The sequence below is a fragment of the Cobetia sp. 4B genome (assembly GCF_018831605.1).
Lineage (GTDB): Bacteria > Pseudomonadota > Gammaproteobacteria > Pseudomonadales > Halomonadaceae > Cobetia > Cobetia amphilecti.
Map to the genome: position 1 here is coordinate 558,866 of NZ_CP059843.1, position 19,943 is coordinate 578,808.

17 protein-coding genes are annotated in these 19,943 nt (G+C 61.5%); 8 read left to right on the plus strand and 9 right to left on the minus strand.

Annotated features, from left to right (window positions below; all coding sequences use genetic code 11):
• Nucleotides 1–269: 269 nt before the first annotated feature.
• Entirely contained in the window at nt 270–1,586 is a 1,317-nt protein-coding gene (locus H2O77_RS02400; protein ID WP_240548686.1) for an Nramp family divalent metal transporter, read from the plus strand.
• Between the two features lie 89 nt (nt 1,587–1,675).
• Here the strand turns inward: H2O77_RS02400 and H2O77_RS02405 are convergent, their stop codons facing one another.
• Nucleotides 1,676–2,479: a response regulator transcription factor gene (locus tag H2O77_RS02405; protein ID WP_215823829.1), complete on the minus strand. Its 804-nt coding sequence runs from the start codon at nt 2,477–2,479 to the stop codon at nt 1,676–1,678.
• Nucleotides 2,480–2,900: 421 nt separating this feature from the next.
• Here H2O77_RS02405 and H2O77_RS02410 point away from each other — a divergent pair, with 421 nt between their 5' ends.
• Together H2O77_RS02410 and adhP are read left to right on the plus strand one after the other, a co-directional pair.
• Nucleotides 2,901–4,421 carry an aldehyde dehydrogenase family protein gene (locus H2O77_RS02410; protein ID WP_043333120.1) on the plus strand — a complete coding sequence of 507 codons (1,521 nt, stop codon included), beginning with the start codon at nt 2,901–2,903 and terminating at the stop codon, nt 4,419–4,421.
• Nucleotides 4,422–4,717: 296 nt separating this feature from the next.
• On the plus strand, nt 4,718–5,746 hold the full coding sequence (gene adhP, locus H2O77_RS02415; protein WP_215823830.1) for an alcohol dehydrogenase AdhP: 1,029 nt from the start codon (nt 4,718–4,720) through the stop codon (nt 5,744–5,746).
• Nucleotides 5,747–5,920: 174 nt separating this feature from the next.
• Here adhP and H2O77_RS02420 read toward each other — a convergent pair whose 3' ends face one another.
• The 4 genes from H2O77_RS02420 to H2O77_RS02435 all read right to left on the minus strand — a co-directional run bounded on the left by H2O77_RS02420 (nt 5,921) and on the right by H2O77_RS02435 (nt 8,420).
• Complete coding sequence (locus H2O77_RS02420; protein ID WP_054555360.1) at nt 5,921–6,412, minus strand: pyridoxamine 5'-phosphate oxidase family protein; 492 nt, start codon at nt 6,410–6,412, stop codon at nt 5,921–5,923.
• 192 nt (nt 6,413–6,604) lie between these two features.
• A complete protein-coding gene (locus H2O77_RS02425; RefSeq protein ID WP_107335524.1) occupies nt 6,605–7,096 on the minus strand; it encodes a CreA family protein in 492 nt (163 codons plus the stop codon).
• Between the two features lie 96 nt (nt 7,097–7,192).
• Nucleotides 7,193–7,534 (minus strand): DOPA 4,5-dioxygenase family protein, encoded by a 342-nt coding sequence (locus tag H2O77_RS02430; RefSeq protein ID WP_043333117.1) that lies wholly within the window; start codon nt 7,532–7,534, stop codon nt 7,193–7,195.
• A gap of 115 nt (nt 7,535–7,649) precedes the next feature.
• On the minus strand, nt 7,650–8,420 hold the full coding sequence (locus tag H2O77_RS02435) for a sulfite exporter TauE/SafE family protein (RefSeq protein ID WP_234368262.1): 771 nt from the start codon (nt 8,418–8,420) through the stop codon (nt 7,650–7,652).
• 233 nt (nt 8,421–8,653) lie between these two features.
• On the opposite strand from H2O77_RS02435, the gene H2O77_RS02440 reads away from it, so the two are divergent.
• Nucleotides 8,654–9,679 (plus strand): succinylglutamate desuccinylase/aspartoacylase family protein, encoded by a 1,026-nt coding sequence (locus H2O77_RS02440; protein ID WP_215823831.1) that lies wholly within the window; start codon nt 8,654–8,656, stop codon nt 9,677–9,679.
• 128 nt (nt 9,680–9,807) lie between these two features.
• Here H2O77_RS02440 and H2O77_RS02445 read toward each other — a convergent pair whose 3' ends face one another.
• Both H2O77_RS02445 and dusA read right to left on the minus strand, forming a co-directional pair.
• Nucleotides 9,808–11,205 carry a peptide MFS transporter gene (locus tag H2O77_RS02445; RefSeq protein WP_225347520.1) on the minus strand — a complete coding sequence of 466 codons (1,398 nt, stop codon included), beginning with the start codon at nt 11,203–11,205 and terminating at the stop codon, nt 9,808–9,810.
• Between the two features lie 455 nt (nt 11,206–11,660).
• The gene (dusA, locus tag H2O77_RS02450) at nt 11,661–12,668 is read right to left on the minus strand and encodes a tRNA dihydrouridine(20/20a) synthase DusA (RefSeq protein WP_215823833.1); all 1,008 of its coding nucleotides are present in this window, start codon (nt 12,666–12,668) and stop codon (nt 11,661–11,663) included.
• A gap of 465 nt (nt 12,669–13,133) precedes the next feature.
• Here dusA and H2O77_RS02455 point away from each other — a divergent pair, with 465 nt between their 5' ends.
• Entirely contained in the window at nt 13,134–14,042 is a 909-nt protein-coding gene (locus H2O77_RS02455) for a hypothetical protein (protein WP_215823834.1), read from the plus strand.
• Nucleotides 14,043–14,261: 219 nt separating this feature from the next.
• Here the strand turns inward: H2O77_RS02455 and H2O77_RS02460 are convergent, their stop codons facing one another.
• Nucleotides 14,262–14,879: a TetR/AcrR family transcriptional regulator gene (locus H2O77_RS02460; protein WP_131431284.1), complete on the minus strand. Its 618-nt coding sequence runs from the start codon at nt 14,877–14,879 to the stop codon at nt 14,262–14,264.
• 297 nt (nt 14,880–15,176) lie between these two features.
• On the opposite strand from H2O77_RS02460, the gene H2O77_RS02465 reads away from it, so the two are divergent.
• From H2O77_RS02465 to H2O77_RS02475, 3 genes are all read left to right on the plus strand, one after another.
• On the plus strand, nt 15,177–15,731 hold the full coding sequence (locus tag H2O77_RS02465) for a carboxymuconolactone decarboxylase family protein (protein ID WP_043333113.1): 555 nt from the start codon (nt 15,177–15,179) through the stop codon (nt 15,729–15,731).
• 971 nt (nt 15,732–16,702) lie between these two features.
• Nucleotides 16,703–17,764: a magnesium/cobalt transporter CorA gene (gene corA, locus H2O77_RS02470; RefSeq protein ID WP_084589333.1), complete on the plus strand. Its 1,062-nt coding sequence runs from the start codon at nt 16,703–16,705 to the stop codon at nt 17,762–17,764.
• A 441-nt stretch (nt 17,765–18,205) separates the two neighbouring features.
• A complete protein-coding gene (locus tag H2O77_RS02475) occupies nt 18,206–19,105 on the plus strand; it encodes a LysR family transcriptional regulator (protein WP_043333112.1) in 900 nt (299 codons plus the stop codon).
• Nucleotides 19,106–19,125: 20 nt separating this feature from the next.
• On the opposite strand, the gene H2O77_RS02480 is transcribed toward H2O77_RS02475, so the two are convergent.
• Nucleotides 19,126–19,938: an SDR family NAD(P)-dependent oxidoreductase gene (locus H2O77_RS02480; RefSeq protein ID WP_213113503.1), complete on the minus strand. Its 813-nt coding sequence runs from the start codon at nt 19,936–19,938 to the stop codon at nt 19,126–19,128.
• Nucleotides 19,939–19,943 lie beyond the last annotated feature (5 nt).

The window sequence follows — 19,943 nt, forward strand, 5'->3', positions numbered from 1 at the left end:
CAGAAGGGCTGGAAGAGATGCTGGAAGGGGGGGAGGGAAAAGGAGCTGGAAACGGGCCTCAAGAAGAGACTGGAAAGGGGAGAAGGCAAGGACAGTGGCAAATAGGCGTCCGCCACGGGGATGATTGAAGGAGCCTATCGAGCATCACGCTTATTTTTAATGAGAATCAATGGTATTTGGAGCGTATGCTGATCACATAGCCTCCCGCATATTTCACTATCTGTTCGCGGGTCATTGATCTGGCAGGTTTTCCCCCCATGCTGAATGTCATGTCCGATAAATCCGTACGTCATGCCGCAAGCATGTCACTGGGCAGCGAAGGCGACGCCTCTGCTGCCGGTGGTGCGCACACAGCTTCCCCTGTCCGTCTCGCTGGCCGCCTGCGCCGCGCCTTGCCATTCCTCGGCCCGGCGATGATCGCCGCCGTCGCCTATATCGACCCGGGCAACTTCGCGACCAACATCGAGGCCGGCTCCCGCTATGGCTACACCCTGCTGTGGGTAGTGCTGTGGGCCAACCTGATGGCGATGCTGATCCAGACCCTGTCCGCGCGGCTGGGGCTGGCGACCGGCAAGAATCTGGCCGAGGTCATCCGTGAACGCTTCCCGCGTCCGGTGGTGTGGGCCTTCTGGGTGCAGGCGGAGATCGTCGCCATCGCGACCGATCTGGCCGAATTCCTGGGGGCGGCGCTGGCCTTCAATCTGCTGTTCGGGCTCAGCATGCTGGAAGGGGCGCTGCTGACCGGCGCCATCACCTATGCGGTGCTGGTGATGCAGCGTTTCGGCTTCCGCATGATGGAAATGATCATCGGCGCGATGATTCTGGCGGTTTCGGCGGGCTTCCTGCTCGAGATCATTCTCAGCCGTCCGCCGGTGGAGCCGATCATCTACGGTCTGCTGTCGCCGAACTTCCCGGATAGCCACGCCATCTTCCTGGCGGCCGGTATCCTCGGTGCCACCGTGATGCCCCACGTCATCTACCTGCATTCCGCACTGTCCCAGAATCGCATCCGGGTGCGTGACAGCGGTCAGCGTCGTCGCGTGATGGGCTACTACCGGCTGGATGTCATCATCGGCATGGCGCTGGCGGGGCTGATCAACATGGCGATGCTGGTGCTGGCCGCCAAGGTCTTCCACGGCAACGGCGAGACCGGCGTGGCCTCCATCACCGAGAGCTACAAGCTGCTGTCACCGCTGATGGGTCAGGATGCGGCGAGTCTCATCTTCGGCTTCACGCTGCTGCTGGCGGGGCTGTCCTCGTCCATCGTCGGCACCCTGTCCGGTCAGGTAGTGATGCAGGGCTTCGTCAACTTCCGCATTCCGATGTGGCTGCGCCGCGTGATCACCATGGCACCGGCCATCGCCATCATCCTGATGGAGCTGCCGGAGCAGCAGGTGCTGGTCGCAAGCCAGGTGGTACTCAGCTTCGGGATTCCCTTCGCGCTGGTGCCGCTGTTGATGTTCACCGCCAACCGCCGCCTGATGGGGGATCTGGTCAATCGTCACTGGGTGACGGCCATCGGGGTGCTGGTCGCGGCGATCATCATCCTGCTCAATGGCTATGTGCTGGTCGGCGAGCTGATGTAGGCCCCATGCTTTATGCCCCAGTTCCTATGCCCTTGTGAGAGGTAAAAGCCCTGCCGGTGGCAGGCCCTCGCAACGCCCCGCTGTGTGCCTCATTCGTGAGCGCCCCGGCGGGGCGTTGCGCGTTGTGGGGCGGCAGGAGGCGCGCTCGCGCCAGACACGGCAGGCAGGGCGTGGCTGGCCAGCAGAATCGCCTGTACCCGGCTGGCGACCCCCAGCTTGTGCAGGATGGCGGAGACATGCGACTTAACGGTGGTTTCCGCCACGCCCAGCTGCCAGGCGATCATCTTGTTGGATTCGCCCAGCACCATGCGCTCCAGCACGCCGCGCTGCTTGGTGGTGAGGGTCTGCCAGCGCTGCGCGAATTCCGCTTCGCTGAGGCTCGGCGCGAGTTGAGGGGCTGGCGGTGGCACTGGTGCAGAGGCCGATGCCGAGGCTGAGGAGGAAGCCGCCTGGCTCGCCAGCGCCGGACGCGGGGCGGCGCGCATCAGGCGGGCGGGCACATAGACCTCACCGGCCAGCATGCGCGCGAGCGCCTCGCGCAATACCTCCGCCGAGCTCGACTTGGAGAGATAGCCCACCGCGCCGAGTGCCAAGGCTTCCAGCACCGTCTCGCGCGCCTCGTGGGCGGAGAGAATCGCCACCGGTAGCCAGTCTGCCTCCTGGCGCAAGCGCGTCAGGCCTTCCAGGCCGTGGCTGTCGGGCAGGTCGAGATCCAGCAGCAGCAGGTCGAGGCTATCGGCATGCGCGTCGATGAGGCTGAGCGTCTCGGCGAGACTGGCGGCCTGCAGCAGCTCGTAGGGTGGTGCCGGGGTGTCAGCGACGCTCAGACTCAGGGTACGACTGATGGCATCACGGAACAGCGGATGGTCATCCGCGATCAACAGACGGTACATGGAGGCTCCTGGCCGGTGGCGGGCGATATCCTGATCAAGGCTTTTCTGTTCATGGCTAGCCTGAGCATAACGTCATGGCGTGGTGTCGTGCCTTGCGGCCTTCGCGGTATGGCGGCGTTCGTTTCTCCTTCCTTTTCTCCTCCCAAGGGATGAGACGGTCTCCGCCCATGGGGGCATGTCGCGATTGGCGTCGGTGGTCAAGACTGTGAGAGTCGCCTGATCAAGTACCTCTTGATGGATCGGGCAGCGGGTCAGCGCCAACGGGGCCACTGCAGAAGGGCCAACACAGGCGTTTCGCTGACACGACAACGACTTCTCAGCAACGACAACGACTTTTCAGTAACAACAACTGCGCAGCAACGACAACAACAGGCCGTCGATCACGAGCGCCACTCGTGAATCCGGCCAACAGGAGTTCGCCATGATCTACGCCTCCCCGGGCAGCGCCGATGCGCTGGTCACGTTCAAGGATATCTACGGCAACTATATCGGCGGTCGCTTCGTCGAGCCGGTGAAGGGTGAGTACTTCGACAATGTCAGCCCCGTGACGGGCGAGGCCTTCTGCCGTATCCCGCGTTCGAGTGCGGAGGATATCGACCTCGCGCTGGACGCCGCCCACAAGGCAGCCGCTGCCTGGGGCAAGACCTCGGTGCAGGAGCGCTCCAACATCCTGCTCAAGATCGCGGATCGCATCGAGCAGAACCTCGAGATGCTGGCCGTCGCCGAGACCTGGGACAACGGCAAGGCGGTGCGCGAGACGCTCAACGCCGATATTCCGCTGGCGGCGGACCACTTCCGTTACTTCGCCGGTTGCCTGCGCTCCCAGGAGGGCACCGCGGCCGATATCGACGCCAATACCGTCTCCTATCACTTCCATGAGCCGCTGGGTGTGGTCGGGCAGATCATCCCGTGGAACTTCCCGATCCTGATGGCGGCCTGGAAGCTCGGCCCGGCGCTGGCGGCCGGCAACTGCGTGGTGCTCAAGCCGGCGGAACAGACCCCGGCCTCGATTCTGGTGCTCGCGGAGCTGATCAATGACCTGCTGCCGGCGGGCGTGCTCAACATCGTCAACGGCTACGGGGCTGAGGCCGGTCAGGCGCTGGCCACCAGCAAGCGCATCGCCAAGATCGCCTTCACCGGCTCCACTCCCGTGGGCTCGCACATTCTCAAGTGCGCCGCCGACAGCATCATCCCCTCCACGGTGGAGCTGGGCGGCAAGTCGCCCAACATCTACTTCGCCGACATCATGAATGCCGAACCCGAGTTCATCGACAAGGCCGCCGAAGGCCTGGTGCTGGCGTTCTTCAATCAGGGCGAGGTGTGCACCTGCCCGTCACGCGCCCTGATCCAGGAAAGCATCTACGACGACTTCATGGCTCGGGTGATGGAGCGCGTGAAGACCATCAAGCGCGGCAACCCGCTGGACACCGACGTGCAGGTCGGCGCCCAGGCCTCCCGCGAGCAGTTCGACAAGATCATGTCCTACATGGATGTCGCCCGCGAGGAAGGCGCCGAGGTGCTCACCGGTGGCAGCAGCGAGCAGCTGGAGAACGAGCTGGCCAACGGCTATTACATCCAGCCGACCCTGCTCAAGGGCAACAACTCGATGCGGGTCTTCCAGGAGGAGATCTTCGGGCCGGTGGTGGCCGTCACGACCTTCCGTGACGAGGCCGAGGCGCTGGCCATCGCCAATGACACCGAATTCGGTCTCGGCGCCGGCGTCTGGAGCCGTGACATGAACGTCGCCTTCCGCATGGGGCGTGGCATCCAGGCCGGTCGTGTGTGGACCAACTGCTACCACCAGTATCCCGCCCATGCCGCCTTCGGTGGCTACAAGAAATCCGGTGTCGGTCGCGAGACCCACAAGATGGCACTGGAGCACTACCAGCAGACCAAGAACCTGCTGGTCAGCTACGACATCAATCCGCTCGGCTTCTTCTAGGCCTGGCTGGCAGCGCCACCGCCTTGGGTGGTGCTGCACGCCTCCCGCGATTCTTGCTTGAGAAAATGACAACGATGCCCGCGCCAGATCCGATTGCTTGATCTGGCGCAGGGCAGGGAGCGCTGCGTCCGGTTTCAATGGAGAGGCAAGCTTTGCACTGGCTCGGGCGCTGGCGCATGCAGGCGCAAGCCCACACTCTCCGGCGCAACTCTCCGCCGCAACTCTGCTGGTTCGTCTGTCTTGAATGTCCGTCTTTCTTGAATGTTCGTCAGTCTTCAATGGATGAGGAGTACGTCATGGATAACAGCATGAAAGCCGCCGTGGTACGTGAATTCGGTGCACCGCTGGTGATCGAGGAGGTCGCGGTACCGCGCCCGGGACGTGGCGAGATTCTGGTCGAGGTCGCCGCCTCCGGGGTCTGTCATACCGACCTGCACGCCGCGCATGGCGACTGGCCGGTGAAACCCAATCCGCCGTTCATTCCCGGCCATGAAGGCGTTGGCACCATCGCGGCGGTGGGCGAGGGCGTCACCCACGTCAAGGAAGGCGATCGTGTCGGGGTGCCCTGGCTCTACTCGGCCTGCGGCCACTGCGAGCATTGTCTGGGTGGCTGGGAGACGCTGTGCGAGAGCCAGCAGAATACCGGCTACTCGGTGAATGGCGGCTTTGCCCAGTTCACGCTGGCGGACGCAGGCTACGTCGGCCGCCTGCCGGACAGCGTGGGCTTCGTGGAGATCGCGCCGGTGCTGTGCGCCGGGGTCACGGTCTACAAGGGACTCAAGATGACCGACACCCGCCCCGGCCAGTGGGTGGTGATCTCGGGCATCGGTGGGCTGGGACATATGGCGGTGCAGTATGCACGCGCCATGGGCCTGAACGTGGCGGCGGTGGATGTGGATGATGCCAAGCTGGAACTGGCCCGCCGTCTGGGCGCGACCGTGACCGTCAATGCCATGAAGGAAGACCCGGCGAGCGTCATCAAGCGCGACATCGGCGGCGCGCATGGCGCGCTGGTGACGGCGGTATCACCCAAGGCCTTCGATCAGGCCCAGAACATGCTGCGCCGTGGCGGCACCCTGGTGCTCAACGGCCTGCCGCCGGGCGACTTCCCGCTGCCGATCTTCTCCACCGTGCTCAATGGCATCACGGTGCGTGGCTCCATCGTCGGTACGCGTCAGGACCTGCAGGAGGCGCTGGACTTCGCCGCGGAAGGCAAGGTCGCCGCCACCGTGCAGACCGGCAAGCTCGAGGACATCAACGACATCTTCGGACGCATGATCGACGGCAAGATCGAAGGGCGCATCGTGCTCGACATGAAGGCCTGAGGTGTTCGCTGACCTGAATCCTCACCACCGATGACAGGCCTGCTGGAAACGGCAGGCTGCCAGACACGACAACGCCAGCCCGAGGGCTGGCGTTGTCGTGTCTGGCATGGTCGTGCGCGTTGGCTCTCACACGGGCACTGCAAAGAGCTCTCCATGACGAGCTCGGGCTTCTGCTTACACCGTGCCGAATTTCTCGTTCTCGCCCATGTCCGGGGTGTGGTCCTTGTCGAGGTTGGCGCGCGCCACCTCGTAGAGCTGATAGGCCTTGCTCTCCTTGGCCTTCCAGTGCTCGCCGGATTGCACCGAGATCTCCAGCAGGGTGACGTCGGGGTCATCCTTGCCTTCCGGGAACCAGGCGGCCACGAACGGATTCCAGAACTTGTCGATCAGGCCCTGATCACGGTGCAGATTGGCATGACCGCTCAGCGACACGTAGACGCCATCATCCTGATCGGAAAAGCTCAGGCAGACCTCGCTGTCCTTCTTGGCCTCAAACACCTTCTCGGCGCTGGCGCGGGTGAAGAACCACAGGGTGCCGTCGTAGTCATCCTGCACCAGATGCATCGGGCGGGCGTGGGGCATGCCGTCGCCTTGCGTCACCAACATGCCGACCTTCACATCCTTGATCAGCTTCCAGATCTTCTGCTTGTGCTCCGGGCTCGACATCGTGTGTCACTCCTTTGCGTCATGCGAATGAAAATCCGGCTGGCTAGCCGTTACACAAGACCTTGGAGCGACAGCCCACAACTTCAAGGGGATGATGGTGAAGCTTTCGCTTGATGAACCAGAGCTTGTTGAGTCAGAGCTTGATGAGTAAGCGCTTGATCAATCGGGGCTTGATTCAGACGCTCGGGTGCCTCACTGCGCTGCCGGTGCCTGCCAGGCGTCGCTGCCCCACAGCGGCACGCTGCTCAGCGCATGCTTGAAGCTGCCGCTGGTTTCCTTGGTGCTGTAGGCGATATAGAGCAGGCTCTGGGAGTCGCGATCCAGAATGCGGCGAATCTTGAGGCTCTTGAGCAGCACGCTCTTGGACTTGCGATAGACCTCCTCGCCACTCTTGGAGGTGTCGATGTCGGCGATCATCTCCGCCGTGATCGGGCCGGTCTGGCGGCAGGCGATGCTCATGTCGGAGGGATCGGAGAAGTCGAGGTCCGCCTCGATGTTGCTCAGGTGGCAGGTCACGCCCGGCACCTTGGGGTCGATCAGGCTCTCGATCTTGATGTCCTTGGTGGTGAACAGGCCCAGCGAGACATCCCCGACCTCGTTGTCATCACAGCCGGCCAGCAGCAGGCCTGAGGCCATCACACCCAGCAGGGCAGCACGAGGGGAAAGGCGGCGCAGTCGCGTCATGGGGGCATCCTTGAGTCAGTGGTGTCAGGCGATGATAGCGTGTCAGGCCCGCGGTGGGCGTCAACCATTGCCCGGGCCTCAATGCTTGCCGCGGGCTCACTCGCTGGCGAAGGCAGCGAGATTCAGCGTATGCGAGTTGCCCAGCCACATCACGCCCTGGGTGTGATCGAAGAGGTCATCGCCGGTGCCGGCGTGCACGAAGATGTCCAGCGAGCCACGGTTGAGTGCCAGCCACGGGATGATGCGCCCGAATTCCTCAGGCAGGAAGGACAGCTGACAGCTCCACAGCGGGTGCGGGCCGACCGGCTGCTGGTGGAAGCGCCCGACGCGCAGCGTGAAGCGCTGCTCGGCCTGGGCCGCCAGTTCGCGAGCGGCGGCCAGGCTCTGCTCATCGGTGTAGTAGAGATGGGCATGGTAGTAGCTGATGTGGTGTGTCATGGCGTTGTCTCGATCGTTCTCAAGGGGGCTTCCAGCGCTCGACCTCAAGGGCCGTGGCGGGTGTTTTCAATGGCTGGCGGCAGTGGTCGTCAGGCCGTGATGGGCCTTGCGGCCATCAGCCCCAGGCCTTGTAGATCAGCTGCACACCCACCAGCGCCATCGCGATGATGATCAGGCGGAAGAACAACTTCTCGTTGACGCGGGATTGCAGCCACAGGCCGCTTCTGACCCCCGCCCAGGCCACCGGCACCAGCAGCAGCGAGGTGGAGAGGCTGGTGAGGTTGATCTCGCCCAGCGCCACGTAGGGGCCCAGTTTCATCAGGTTCATGCCAGCGAAGATGATCACCGTGGTGGCGATGAAGGTCTCCTTGGGATGCTGGCGCGGAATCATGTACAGGTTGTAGGGCGGGGCGCCGGCGTGGGCGAAGAAGCTGGTGAAACCGGCGGTGGCCCCGGCAGGAATGGCCAGCCAGCGGGGCAGCGGTTTCCTGGCTGTCGGTTTGAACAGCATATAGGCGGCGAACAGCAGCGAGATGACACCCAGCAGGCCGCGAATCATGTTCTCGTCCAGCTCATCGAACAGCACCACGCCCACCGCGATGCCGATGGCGGCGCTGGGCAGGATGATGCGCACCTCCGACCACAGCTGCTTGCCCCACCAGGCGCGGGAGCTCAGGAAGTCCATCACCAGCAACAGCGGCAGCAGGATGCCGGCGGCTTCCAGCGGCCCGATGGCCAGCGCCATCAGCGGCACCGAGAGCGAGCCGAAGCCACCGGCGAAGCCGCCCTTGGAGATGCCGGTCAGGTAGGTCGAGAAGATGATCGCGCTCCAGGCCAGCGCAGAGTAATCGGGCAGTGTCAGCAGGGCGTCGAGAGAATCGGTCACGGGCATCTCATGTCGAGAGGGCGGGCAAGGTGAGTCGTGAAGGCCCATTGTTGAACAATTCTGCCCGCGCTTCATCCCGACACGCTGCAATGAAGTCTTTCCCTTGGCGCACCAATGCGCTAAAAGGCGCATGTCGCACAGTGTTTTCTTTCGAGACACTGGGCGAGTAGCCTGATCTGGCGGGCATGTCGCAGTGCCTGCCGCTCGTTGGTCGAACAATCTCTGAGGTGGCGATGTCACGCGCTCCATTTGAAATCAGCGGTACCCGCATCGCGCCGGGAACGCGGGCCCAGGTCGATGTGCCTGTCGCCAAGCTCTACACCCATGCGCCGCTGCACATCCCCGTCGAGGTGGTGCATGGCCGTCAGCCCGGCCCGGTGCTGCTGGTGTGCGGTGCCATCCACGGTGACGAGATCAACGGCGTCGAGATCGTGCGGCGGCTGCTCAAGAGTTCCAGCCTTTCGCGGCTGCGCGGCACCCTGATCGCGGTGCCCATCGTCAACGTGTTCGGTTTCGTGCAGCACACGCGCTACCTGCCGGACCGCCGTGACCTCAACCGCTGCTTCCCGGGCAGCGAGAGCGGCTCGCTGGGCTCGCGGGTGGCGGCGCTGTTCCGTGAGCAGATCGCCGATCAGGCCACCCACATCATCGACCTGCACACCGGCGCGATTCATCGCACCAACCTGCCGCAGATCCGCGCCACCATGACCGGCAGTGATGCCACGCGCCAGATGGCGGACGCCTTCGGCGCGCCGGTGCTGCTGAATGCCGAGCTGCGCGAGGGCAGTCTGCGCGCCTATGCCAGCGAGCGCGGCGTGCCGGTCATCACCTATGAGGCCGGTGAGGCACTGCGCTTCGATGAGTGGGCGATTCGCCCGGGGGTCAGCGGCGTGAAGCGCGTGATGCGCTCCATCGGCATGCTGGCCAAGGACCGCGACCGCAAGCCTAGCTCGCGTGCGGTGGAGATGTCCAACGGCTCCAGCTGGGCGCGTGCCTCCATCGATGGCATCGTCCAGAGCCGCGTGGGCCTGGGGGACCGCGTCGAGAAGCATCAGGTGCTGGGCATCGTCGCCGACCCCTTCGGCAACAGCGAAAGCGAGGTGCTGTCACCCGCGGATGGCATCATCATCGGCATGGCCAACCTGCCGCTGGCCAATGAGGGCGAGGCGCTCTATCACGTGGCGCGCTTCCATGCGATCGACGATGCCGAGAGCGCCGTCGACAACTTCCAGCAGCTGTTCGAGCCGGACTCCATCTAGGCGCATCACGCTCTCTTACGGCCCTGTTGCTGGCAGTGATAACGCAAACGCCCCGCTCATTGAGCGGGGCGTTTGCGTTGCAGCAGTCTGTCGTCTGGTCGACAGCGATAGTCACCGTCACAGAGCACTCAGCCGTGGCTGGTCTGGGTCTCGAGCGGGCCGTCATGACGCGCTTCCGCGCCGTGCATCCAGTCCACCAGCTTGCCGGCGAACACCAGCAGCAGCAGGCCGCCGAGCACGCCGGTGATGGCGATGCCGCCGAATACGCTCATGGCACCGGCTTCGCCGACCAGCGAGCCGATCATGCCGGCCAGGTAGTTGGCCAGCGCCACGAAGGCGAACCAGGCGCCCATCATCAGCGCGCCCATGCGCACCGGTGACAGCTTGGTGACCATCGACAGCCCCACCGGCGACAGGCACAGCTCGCCGAGAGTGTGGAAGAAGAAGGCACCGACCAGCCACATCATCGAGGCGCTGCCTGCGGCTTTCTGCTCCAGCACTGCGCCGATCATGCACACGAAGCCGATGCCGAGGGCGATCAGGCCGAAGGCGAACTTGACCGGCGAGCTGGGCTCACGGTTGTCCATGCGCGTCCACAGACCCGCCAGCAGTGGCGAGAGCAGGATGATGAACAGCGGATTGAGCGACTGGAACCAGGCCGCCGGCACTTCAAAGCCCATCAGCATGCGGTCGGTGTAGTCCTGCGCATACAGCGCCATCAGGCCGCCGCCCTGCTCGAAACCGGCCCAGAACAGGATGGTGAACAGGCCCAGCACCATGATGACCTTGATGCGGTCACGCTCTTCGCGGCTCAGCGGCGTCTTGCGGTTGTTGCTCTTGCTCAGGCGTGCCTCACGGCGGGCGCTGGGTTCGACCCCCAGGTCACCCAGATGGCGCGGCGCGAAGATGAGCTGGATGGCGACCGCCAGCAGCATGCCGATACCGGCCACCAGGAAGCCGGCGTTCCAGCCATAGCCTTCGGCCATGGAACCCGCGACGATGCCCGACAGCAGCGCACCGATGTTGATGCCCATGTAGAAGATGGTGAAGGCGCCATCACGGCGGTGATCGCCCTGTTGATAGAGGTCGCCGACCATCGTGGAGATGTTGGGCTTGAACAGGCCGTTGCCGACGATCAGCAGGCCGAGACCGACATACAGCAGCATCTCGGGATCGAGGCCGCTCATGGCCGGCGGCACGGCGAGCACGAATTGCCCGGCCGCCATGATCAGGCCCCCGATCAGAATCGCACGGCGGGCGCCCAGCCAGTTGTCGGCCAGCGCTCCGCCGAACATCGGCGTGATGTACACCAGGCCCGTGAAGATGCCATACAGCTGCAGGGCATCGCCCTGATTCCAGCCCAGCCCGCCACTGGTGACGGCATCGGTGAGATAGAGCACCAGCAGGGCACGCATGGCGTAGTAGGAGAAGCGTTCCCACAGTTCCGTGGAGAACAGCAGATAGAGTCCGGCCGGATGCCCGAACAGCTCACGGCTGTTGGCTCCGGTAGGGGAGTGTGTGGATATGGAACCTCGAAGGAAGTGTCAGCAGAAGCAGCGCAGCCCGGATGACGGGACTGCATGGACCGGCCCACAGGTCTGCAGAGGAGGACTGTGGAGGAATCGCCGATGACGGAGCAGTTGTGTGGCTGACATCACGCAAGCATGGCGTGACGATGTCGAGACCGGTTGTTGTCCGTATGGTCAGCCATTCTGCGTGAGATGGCTTTGTCAGACAATCAAACGAAAGTCATGCATGTTGTTGGTATTTAAGGGGTTATTAGCTTAGATGGCGACGCAGGGTTGCGTCTGGTATCACGCCTGCCAGTGCAGTGCCGTCACTTTGCTGATTGGCAAGACGACGACACCCGGCGCGAGGGCCGGGTGTCGGGGGACTGTCTTTTGAAAGCGCTGCTCTCGAGGGAGAGGGCAGAAGCGAGAGGGAAGAAGAGAGCAGAAGCGGCGCGAACAGGCCAGCTCGATCAGGCCTGTTCGACCTGTGCCTCGGGCCGGTGCTCCGGCACGCGCGCCATGGCGTCATCGATGACCTCGATGCCTGCGCCCGGCTTGTGGGCGTTCTCGGAGACATGACGGCGGAACTGGCGGCCGCCCGGCTGACCCTGGAACAGCCCCAGTAGATGGCGGCTGATGTGGTTGAGGCGCACGCCCTCGGCGAGACGCTTCTCGATGTAGGGGCGGAAGGCACGCAGCGCATCGTGGCGGCTGGTGTGCGGATTCTCGGCCTCGCCGTACAGCTCGCTGTCCACCGTCGCCAGCAACCAGGGGTTGTGGTACGCCTCACGGCCGACCATCACGCTGTCGACATGCTCCAGCTGCTCGTGCAGCTCGTCCATCAGCTTCAGGCCGCCGTTGATACCGATATGCAAGGACGGGTGCGCCTGCTTGAGGCGATGCACGCGGCCGTAGTTCAGCGGCGGCACATCGCGGTTCTCCTTCGGCGACAGGCCCTGCAGCCACGCCTTGCGCGCATGCACGCTGAAGGTGTCGCAGCCGGCATCGGCCACGGTGGTGATGAAGCGCTCGAGATCGACGTCCTCATCCTGATCATCGATCCCGATGCGGCACTTCACCGTCACCGGAATCTTCACCTGCGCCTGCATCGCCGCCACGCACCTGGCCACCAGCTCCGGATGGCCCATCAGACAGGCACCGATCATGTTGTTCTGCACGCGATCGCTCGGGCAGCCGACATTCAGGTTCACCTCGTCATAGCCCCAGCTCTCGGCGATCGCCGCACACTCGGCCAGCGCCTGCGGGTCGCTGCCACCCAGCTGCAACGCCAGCGGATGCTCCGTCTCGTCGTGACCGAGGAAGCGCTCGCGATCCGGATTGAACAGCAATGCCCCGGTGGTCACCATCTCCGTGTACAGCAGCGTACGACGGCTCAACACGCGCGCGAAGGCGCGGTAGTCACGGGTCGTCCATTCCATCATCGGCGCAACGGAAAAGGTGCGGTCAATCGGTGTCATTGGCATGGCAGTCATATCGGCTGGTGTGGGAGCAGGGATCGGAGCATCAGGTGCAGGCGCTGTCGAGACAAGCGGGCGGTGATTCTAGCAGCTTGTGAGATAGGATGCAGAACTTCAATCTTTAGTACAAATGATAGAACTGACAGTGTTAGCCGACTGCTGAGGGTAGGTATTTCTATACATGTTTATATTTATATTTTATAATTAATGGTGTCTCAAGTGATGTATAGTCGTATGGTTGACATGGATAAAAAGTAACTATTTATCTAGTGTGTGGTTTTATAGTGGTAAGGGTTGACTATAGATAAGAATCACGGTTGTTTGTTGGTTTTTAAAATAGATAGGTCTCTAGTAGTGTTTTAAGTTTAGTGCGCTGTTTTAGTGTATAGCTTAGCTAGTGAATCTATGTTTTTTGAAAGTGTATGTTGGTTTAGAGTAGATCAGTCGCTTTGAGGAGTCGATGTTGTGAAGTTGAAACAATGGGTTATGTTTATAGATATGCTGGGTTATAGTCAGTTAAATGGCAAGGTTGTTAATGAAGAAAAAGCCGATGCCCTAATTTCTTTCATGAATAGGCTTCAAGAGCACCTTGAGATTTCATTGGATAACAATATATTAAGGAATGGATACAAGGGGCAGGCTTTTAACTTTTTTGAGTTTTACTCTGTTGAATATGCATGTATATCTGATTCTATGGTTATAACTTTCGTACCGAAAGAAGTTAATGAACCATATGATGAGAAAAAATACATGTATCACTCTGCCAATGCATTATTTCTACTGTGCATGAGAAGCATGAAACTTATTGTTGAATGCTTTAAAGAGAAAGGGATTTTTCTTAGAGGGGGGTTGTGCGAAGGTTTTTGTAAGATAGATGGTAGTTTTGCCGTCGGCGAAGGCTTAGTTAAAGCCTACAAGAATGAATCTCAGATAGCTGTCTACCCTAGAATAGCCGTGGATAAAAATATATATAGTAACAAGAGGTTAATGGCTGTTCTTAATGATCTATGTAATAAAATGTATTACCAGCTAGAGCTGGTGAAGAAAGATTATGATGAGGCTTATTATCTCGATTGGCTGGGGCTGCTTCTGGCACAGGGTGATCCAAGGTCACCTTCGCTAAATAGTTTAAATATTGAGGAGCAAATTAAAGCCAGTAGGTTTTCAAGGTGTATTTATAAGGTGCATCGTAAGTCGTTAATAGGTGCTCTTGATAGAGTGACTAATAATTCTAATGCGAAAGTAATGGACAAATATAACTGGTTAGTTAAATATCACAATTCTAAAGGGATTGCTTGCTATAGTAGCTATTTAAATGTTCTTATATACCAAAAGGCAAATCATTATACATTGCTAAATATGTTTAAGGTTTAGTCGGTTTAAGCATTCGTGTGGCATTTTGCAGTTTTTTAGTAATATATCTTCTTGCCAAGCGGGCGGTTGGAGTATTGTGAAATACAGGGTAACTGATGCCACAATTTCGGCATCAGTTTACCTCCTGCGAGAAACTTTAGGTTTTGTGACGACCTCATGTTTTTCTGTATATATTAAGCCACTATTTTTAAATGGTCTGCCGATTATATCGCTCATGGCTCAATGCGTGTTGTTGACCTTCAGCGCTTCGATGTCCTGGGCGATGTCTTCGGCGAGCTGGCGGACGGCTTCGCTTTCGCCTTCACGCTGGGCGTAGGCGCGCAGGCCCATGACTTCGGCTTGCAGGCGACGGCCGAGGCGTTCCGGCTGGTGAGCGGGGCGCTCGGGGTCGATGAGTTCTCCGGCGTCGCGGGCGTCCGCGAAGGCCTGGCGGAAGCGGGCTTCCATGTTGGCGAGCAGCATCTCGACCTTGTCGCGGGCAGCCTGTTCACGCTCGCCGAGTTCCAGCAGGCTCTTGGCCAGCATGCAGGCGCGGGACGGCACTTCGCAGTCGCGCAGTCCGCCGAGCTTGCGGATATAGGTGGCGAGAGCGGTCAATGGCGAGTCGTGGCTGGCCATCAGGCTTTCCATCTCGCGCAGGCTGCGCGCGGAGTAGCAGTCCAGCGCTTCCTGGAAGAGGCCATCCTTGCTGCCGAAGGTGGCGTAGATGCTGCCGGGACGCATGTCGAGCGCGTGCTCGATATCCTTCAGCGAAGTGGCATGAAAGCCCTTCTGCCAGAAGAGATTGAGCGCCCGTTCGAGGGAATCCTGGCGGTTGTGCAAGGTCGCGCGTGGCATGGCTGTCCTGACGATGGGGCTCGCGAGTGACGCCTGTCTTCGCGCGGCTTGGCGAAGCGGGCGGTCTGCAAGGAGCAAGGTATTGAGTGAGTACTCAAGTTTAACTTGAATGATCGCTCAAATCCAGCTAGTGTGTTCCCCGACAACGCAGTGCAGAGGATTGTCAGGCGTTATTTTGAGCGTTTGCTCATATCTTGCCCTGCCTCCCCAGGGGCGCTGCTCAAGGCTTCATGCCACTGACTGGCAGCCCGCCCCTGAGACTCCGCGCATCTCGCTCATCATTCCGAAGGAGTTCTCATGACTGATTTCACACTCTATACCGCCGACAATGCCCCGCAGGACAGCAAGCCGCTGCTCGGCAAGTCCGTCGAAGCCTTCGGCATGGTGCCGGGCCTGCACGCCGTGATGGCGGAAGCGCCGGGCCTGCTGGAAGGCTACCAGGTGCTGCACCAGCTGTTCCTCGACAGCAGCTTCGATGATGAAGAGACCACCGTCGTCTGGCAGACCATCAACGTCGAGCACAACTGCCACTACTGTGTGCCGGCGCACACCGGTATCGCCAAGTCGATGAAGGTGGATGACGCCATCATCGAGGCGCTGCGCAACGAGACGCCGCTGCCGACCGAGCGTCTGGAAGCCCTGCGCACCTTCACGCTGGCCGTGGTGCGTGAGCGTGGCTTCGTCGATGACGCCACCGTGCAGACCTTCCTCGATGCCGGTTACACCAAGCGCAATGTGCTGGAAGTGATCCTGGGCCTGTCCCAGAAGGTGATGAGCAACTACACCAATCACCTGGCCGAGACGCCGATCGACGAGCCGTTCAAGAAGTTCGAGTGGCACAAGCAGGGCTGAAACTGAGGCGAGAGGGCACGGCAAGTGCCTGACTCTCCAATGCTAATGAAAATATTTCTCATTAGTGTTGACGTCTGAGCCCGCGGGTCATATTCTGGGGTCATCGCTTCCCCGCCATGGGTAGCGGTGTCCCGGCCAGCGGAGTCAGGCCCCTGTCCGGGAGGCTTCTCATCAGACAGTTTTACGGTCCTTGCCAGCGGCTCATCCTACGGGGTGGGCCGCTTTTTTATGCGCAAAAAAAGACGCCTCCTTCGCTTGCACGAGGGAGGCGTCCGGAAGCGCTTCTCGATTCACTCGCTTTCCGTCTGCCAATGACAGGGAGGAAGGCTTGCGAGTCGAGCGGTGCTTCGTGCTCACCAGATTTGGATGTCAGGTCCCTGGCAAGCGTCTCATCAGGCCAGTCACGACCTTGATATTCTGGCGCCATGATACGTCAGCTGGTGAGGGGAGGCCAGCGGCGCGTGAGATAAACGCTGACTCAATGTTAATGAAAATATTTCTCATTAGTATTGACGGCGTCTGCTGGAGAGCATAATCTGGATTCATCGCTTCCCGCCATGGAATGCGGTAGCCAGAACAGCGGAGTCAGGCCCCTGTTCGGGTTTCTCCTCATCAAGCTAGTCACGGTCTTAGGGCGACTTTCACGGGTCGCCTTTTTTCGTGTCTGGCCGTCAGACGCAGCTCTGGCGCGCTATCTCGATCCTCGCTCGATCTCTCGCTCGCTCTCTCGCACGATCATTCCCGCGGGCGATCTCTCGCTCACGGCCTCGCGCTCACGTCCTCGTGCTTGAAAACGCCCCATCGCTCGGCCTCCGCTGGCGCGCCATCTCGTTTAGAATGACGACATCCTATTCCCACGCCGCCAAGGCGCCCGGGTTTCGTTGCCTTTTCAGACGGTTGGCCATAGTGGCCAGTCACTGTCATCAGTCGGTGTACAGGCGCGACCCGCGGGGCTTTTCGAGGAAGTCATCATGATCACACTCTATCGACTGCACGATGATGGCCGCCTGCGCGGCGAACATATCGTGTTGCCCGACCCGCAGCCCGGCCAGCCCGATGCGCCGCCGCGCCTGGCGGACAGCGCAGAAGAGGCGGCTGCCCTGCATGCCGGGTTGTTGGCCGATGACGAGCTGGCACCGCCGATTCTGGTGCGAAGTGATGTGCTGTGGATCGATCTCTGCGAGCCGGATGAGCAGGAAAAGCGCTGGGTGAGCGAACAGTTCACGGTGGAGCTGCCTGATGTCGAGGAGCTGGAGGAGATCGAATCGTCGTCGCGCTTCTATCTGGAAGGCGATGGCATCCACGTCGTCTCGCTGTTTCCGCATCGCAAGGGGCGCGAGCCACAGACGGCCAACGTCGCCTTCCATCTGCATGGGCGCCAGCTGATCAGCATGCGCCACGAGGATATCGGACTGCTGCGGCTGTTCCGCAATCACCTGCGTCGTCAGCGACTGAGTCCGGAGGATGGCTGGGAGGTGCTGTTGGCGCTGCTGGCGATGAAGGTCGATTACCTGGCCGATGAGATCGAGGATATCTACCGGGCGCTGGAGGCGCTGGGCAAGCAGGCGGTGCACCCCGAGGCGCTGGAAGACACCCTGCACGGCATCCTGCTGCAGGAGCGCTACAACGACAAGGTGCGCCAGTCGCTGTTGGACAGTCAGCGCCTGCTGCGTCAGCTGACGCGCCATCTGCCCTCGGCGCCACGCCAGAAGTCGCGGCGTCAGGAGATTCGCGACATGTTGCGCGACATCGACTCGCTCAATCCGCACACCACCTTCATCTTCGACAAGGTCAACTTCCTGCTCGATGCCTCGATCGGTTTCACCAATCTCGATCAGAGCCGCATCATCAAGATCTTCTCGGTGGCGGCGGTAGTCTTCATGCCGCCGACATTGATCGCCAGCATCTACGGCATGAACTTCCACTGGATGCCGGAACTGGACGAGGACTGGGGCTATCCCTTCGCGCTGTGCCTGATGGGGGTATCGGCGCTCTCGACCTATCTGTTCTTCAAGTGGAAGAAGTGGCTGTAAGTCACTGAAGACAGGCATAAAAAAAGCGCCTGGCGTCGTGAGACGGCCAGGCGCACAAGAAACTTGCATTACAACACTGAAGATCGCCACCGAGGCCCGGGATGGGCCGACAGCGAAACCGCGCGTGGGGGCGTCGCCATGCAGACCAGTCACCGGGAATCGGTGGGATGAGCAGTGCAACTACCTGAGCGCGAACCTGGACGGTCGGGCTGCGCCACGCAGGCCCGGCCGTCGTCGGTCTAGTCCGGAAGCAGGCGGCCGATGCCGCGGCGCGCCTGCTCCCGCATGTTCGTGGCGCACAGTATAGGGTGCCGCGCTTTGGAGAATAAGCGCGTACAATCGAAAACTAGGGTTTCCAATATGGAAACCTGGAAGATTGATGGGGTGTCTGGCCGTGTTCAGGGGGCCATGGCGGTTGCACAGCGAGGGTGAGGGAGACACATGGCGACACTTGATGCATTGCGCGTATTCGTCGAGGTCGTGCGCGCGGCGAGTTTCACGGCGGCGGCACGGCGACTGGGAATTTCCAAGTCGCTGGCGTCCAAGCGGGTGGCGGCACTGGAAGAGCAGCTGGGCGTCAGCCTGATCAATCGCTCGACCCGCAAGCTGCATCTCACCGAGGCGGGACGTATCTACTACGAGCACGGCCTGCGCATCCGCGAGGAGCTGGAATCCGCCGAGGCTCGCGTGCAGTCCGTCACCTCGCAGCCGATGGGCCAGCTCAAGGTGTCGGCGCAGGTGTCGTTCGGCTTCATGTATCTGGCCGCGCCGACCACCGCCTTCATGCGCCGCTACCCGGATGTCAGCGTCGAGATTCTGCTCGAGGATCAGCGCTTCGAGCCCATCGATGAGTCGGTGGATCTGGCGATTCGCATGGGGCCGCTGCCGGATTCCTCGATGGTCTCGCGCCCGCTGTGCAAGGTGGTCTATGGCCTGTATGCGGCGCCGGACTATCTGGCGCGCGTCAATGCGCCGCCGGTGCAGCCCCAGGACATCCGCGCCTTCGATACCATCTTCTACGGCAATTACGATCTTGGGGCGCATTGGCGCTTCACGCTCAATGGTCAGCCCTTCGATGTGGAGCCGGAGTCGCGGCTGGTGATCAACAATCTGCTCGGCGTGGTGGAGGCGGCCAAGGCCGGCTTCGGTCTCGCCTATCTGCCGACCTTCTCGGCCCGCGCGGCAGTGGAGAGTGGTGAGCTGGTGCCGCTGCTGCAGCCCTACTGGAACGAGCATGGCTCGATGGTGGTGCTGTTCCGCTCACGCAAGTACCTGCCCGACAAGACCCGCGCCTACCTCGACTTCATCACCGAGTGGTTCCAGGAGCATCTGCAGCTCTGACGTCGCCTCTACCGAGAGGGTTACCACTCGATGGCCTGACCGGCCCAGTCGTAGAAGCCGCCGCTGGCGGTGGGCGGGAGTTCGCAGGCGACGCGCAGCAGGCGGCGCGCCACGAAGCCCGTCGTGAATAACTTGCCCTCGGGCACGCGGGCCTGGAAGGGCGTCGACAGGCCGGTGTCAGTGGTGCCGGGATGCAGCGCGACCAGCAGCGCCTCGGGATTGCGGCGCGCGATCTCGATGGCGGCGGTCTTGAGCAGCATGTTGTGGCTGGCCTTGCTGGCGCGATAGGCATACCAGCCGCCGCTGCGGTTGTCGGAGATCGAGCCGACCCGCGCCGACAGCGAGGCGAAGATCACCGGCGTGCGTCGGCGCAGACGTGGCGCCAGCATTGCCAGCAACAGGGCCGGGGCGAAGGCGTTGACCTGGTGCAGGCGCGTCAGGGCCGCCAGACTCAAATCCTCCAGACGCTTCTCCGGCCATAGCTGCTCGCGCTCGTCATGCAGCAGGCCCAGCGCGTTGAGTATCAGAGCCGGTGGCTGTCCCGTCTCGCTCTCGCCATCCAGTTGCTGTGCCAGCCACTCCTCGAGGCGCGCGGTGCCTTGCTCGGTGGTCAGGTCGGCCTCCAGCGTCTCGAGCTCGGGATGAGCCGGAAGGCATGAGACATCGCGACTCACCGCCAGCACTTTTCCACAGTGGGGATGGGCGAGCAGCTCAGCGATCAGCGCCCGCCCGATCCCGCCGCTGGCACCGGTGACCAGTGCGCAGAAGCCCTGTGGCAGGCGCGCGAAGGTATCCGCCGCCAATGGCTGATCTTCCAGTCTGCTATCTGCCATGCATG

Coding starts and splice junctions, on each gene's coding strand:
- H2O77_RS02475 (WP_043333112.1), top strand. CDS start 18,206: ATGGCGACACTTGATGCATTGCGCGTATTCGTCGAGGTCGTGCGCGCG.
- H2O77_RS02465 (WP_043333113.1), top strand. CDS start 15,177: ATGACTGATTTCACACTCTATACCGCCGACAATGCCCCGCAGGACAGC.
- adhP (WP_215823830.1), top strand. CDS start 4,718: ATGGATAACAGCATGAAAGCCGCCGTGGTACGTGAATTCGGTGCACCG.
- H2O77_RS02480 (WP_213113503.1), bottom strand. CDS start 19,938: ATGGCAGATAGCAGACTGGAAGATCAGCCATTGGCGGCGGATACCTTC.
- H2O77_RS02425 (WP_107335524.1), bottom strand. CDS start 7,096: ATGACGCGACTGCGCCGCCTTTCCCCTCGTGCTGCCCTGCTGGGTGTG.
- corA (WP_084589333.1), top strand. CDS start 16,703: ATGATCACACTCTATCGACTGCACGATGATGGCCGCCTGCGCGGCGAA.
- H2O77_RS02400 (WP_240548686.1), top strand. CDS start 270: ATGTCCGATAAATCCGTACGTCATGCCGCAAGCATGTCACTGGGCAGC.
- H2O77_RS02440 (WP_215823831.1), top strand. CDS start 8,654: ATGTCACGCGCTCCATTTGAAATCAGCGGTACCCGCATCGCGCCGGGA.
- dusA (WP_215823833.1), bottom strand. CDS start 12,668: ATGACACCGATTGACCGCACCTTTTCCGTTGCGCCGATGATGGAATGG.
- H2O77_RS02405 (WP_215823829.1), bottom strand. CDS start 2,479: ATGTACCGTCTGTTGATCGCGGATGACCATCCGCTGTTCCGTGATGCC.
- H2O77_RS02410 (WP_043333120.1), top strand. CDS start 2,901: ATGATCTACGCCTCCCCGGGCAGCGCCGATGCGCTGGTCACGTTCAAG.
- H2O77_RS02420 (WP_054555360.1), bottom strand. CDS start 6,412: ATGTCGAGCCCGGAGCACAAGCAGAAGATCTGGAAGCTGATCAAGGAT.
- H2O77_RS02430 (WP_043333117.1), bottom strand. CDS start 7,534: ATGACACACCACATCAGCTACTACCATGCCCATCTCTACTACACCGAT.
- H2O77_RS02460 (WP_131431284.1), bottom strand. CDS start 14,879: ATGCCACGCGCGACCTTGCACAACCGCCAGGATTCCCTCGAACGGGCG.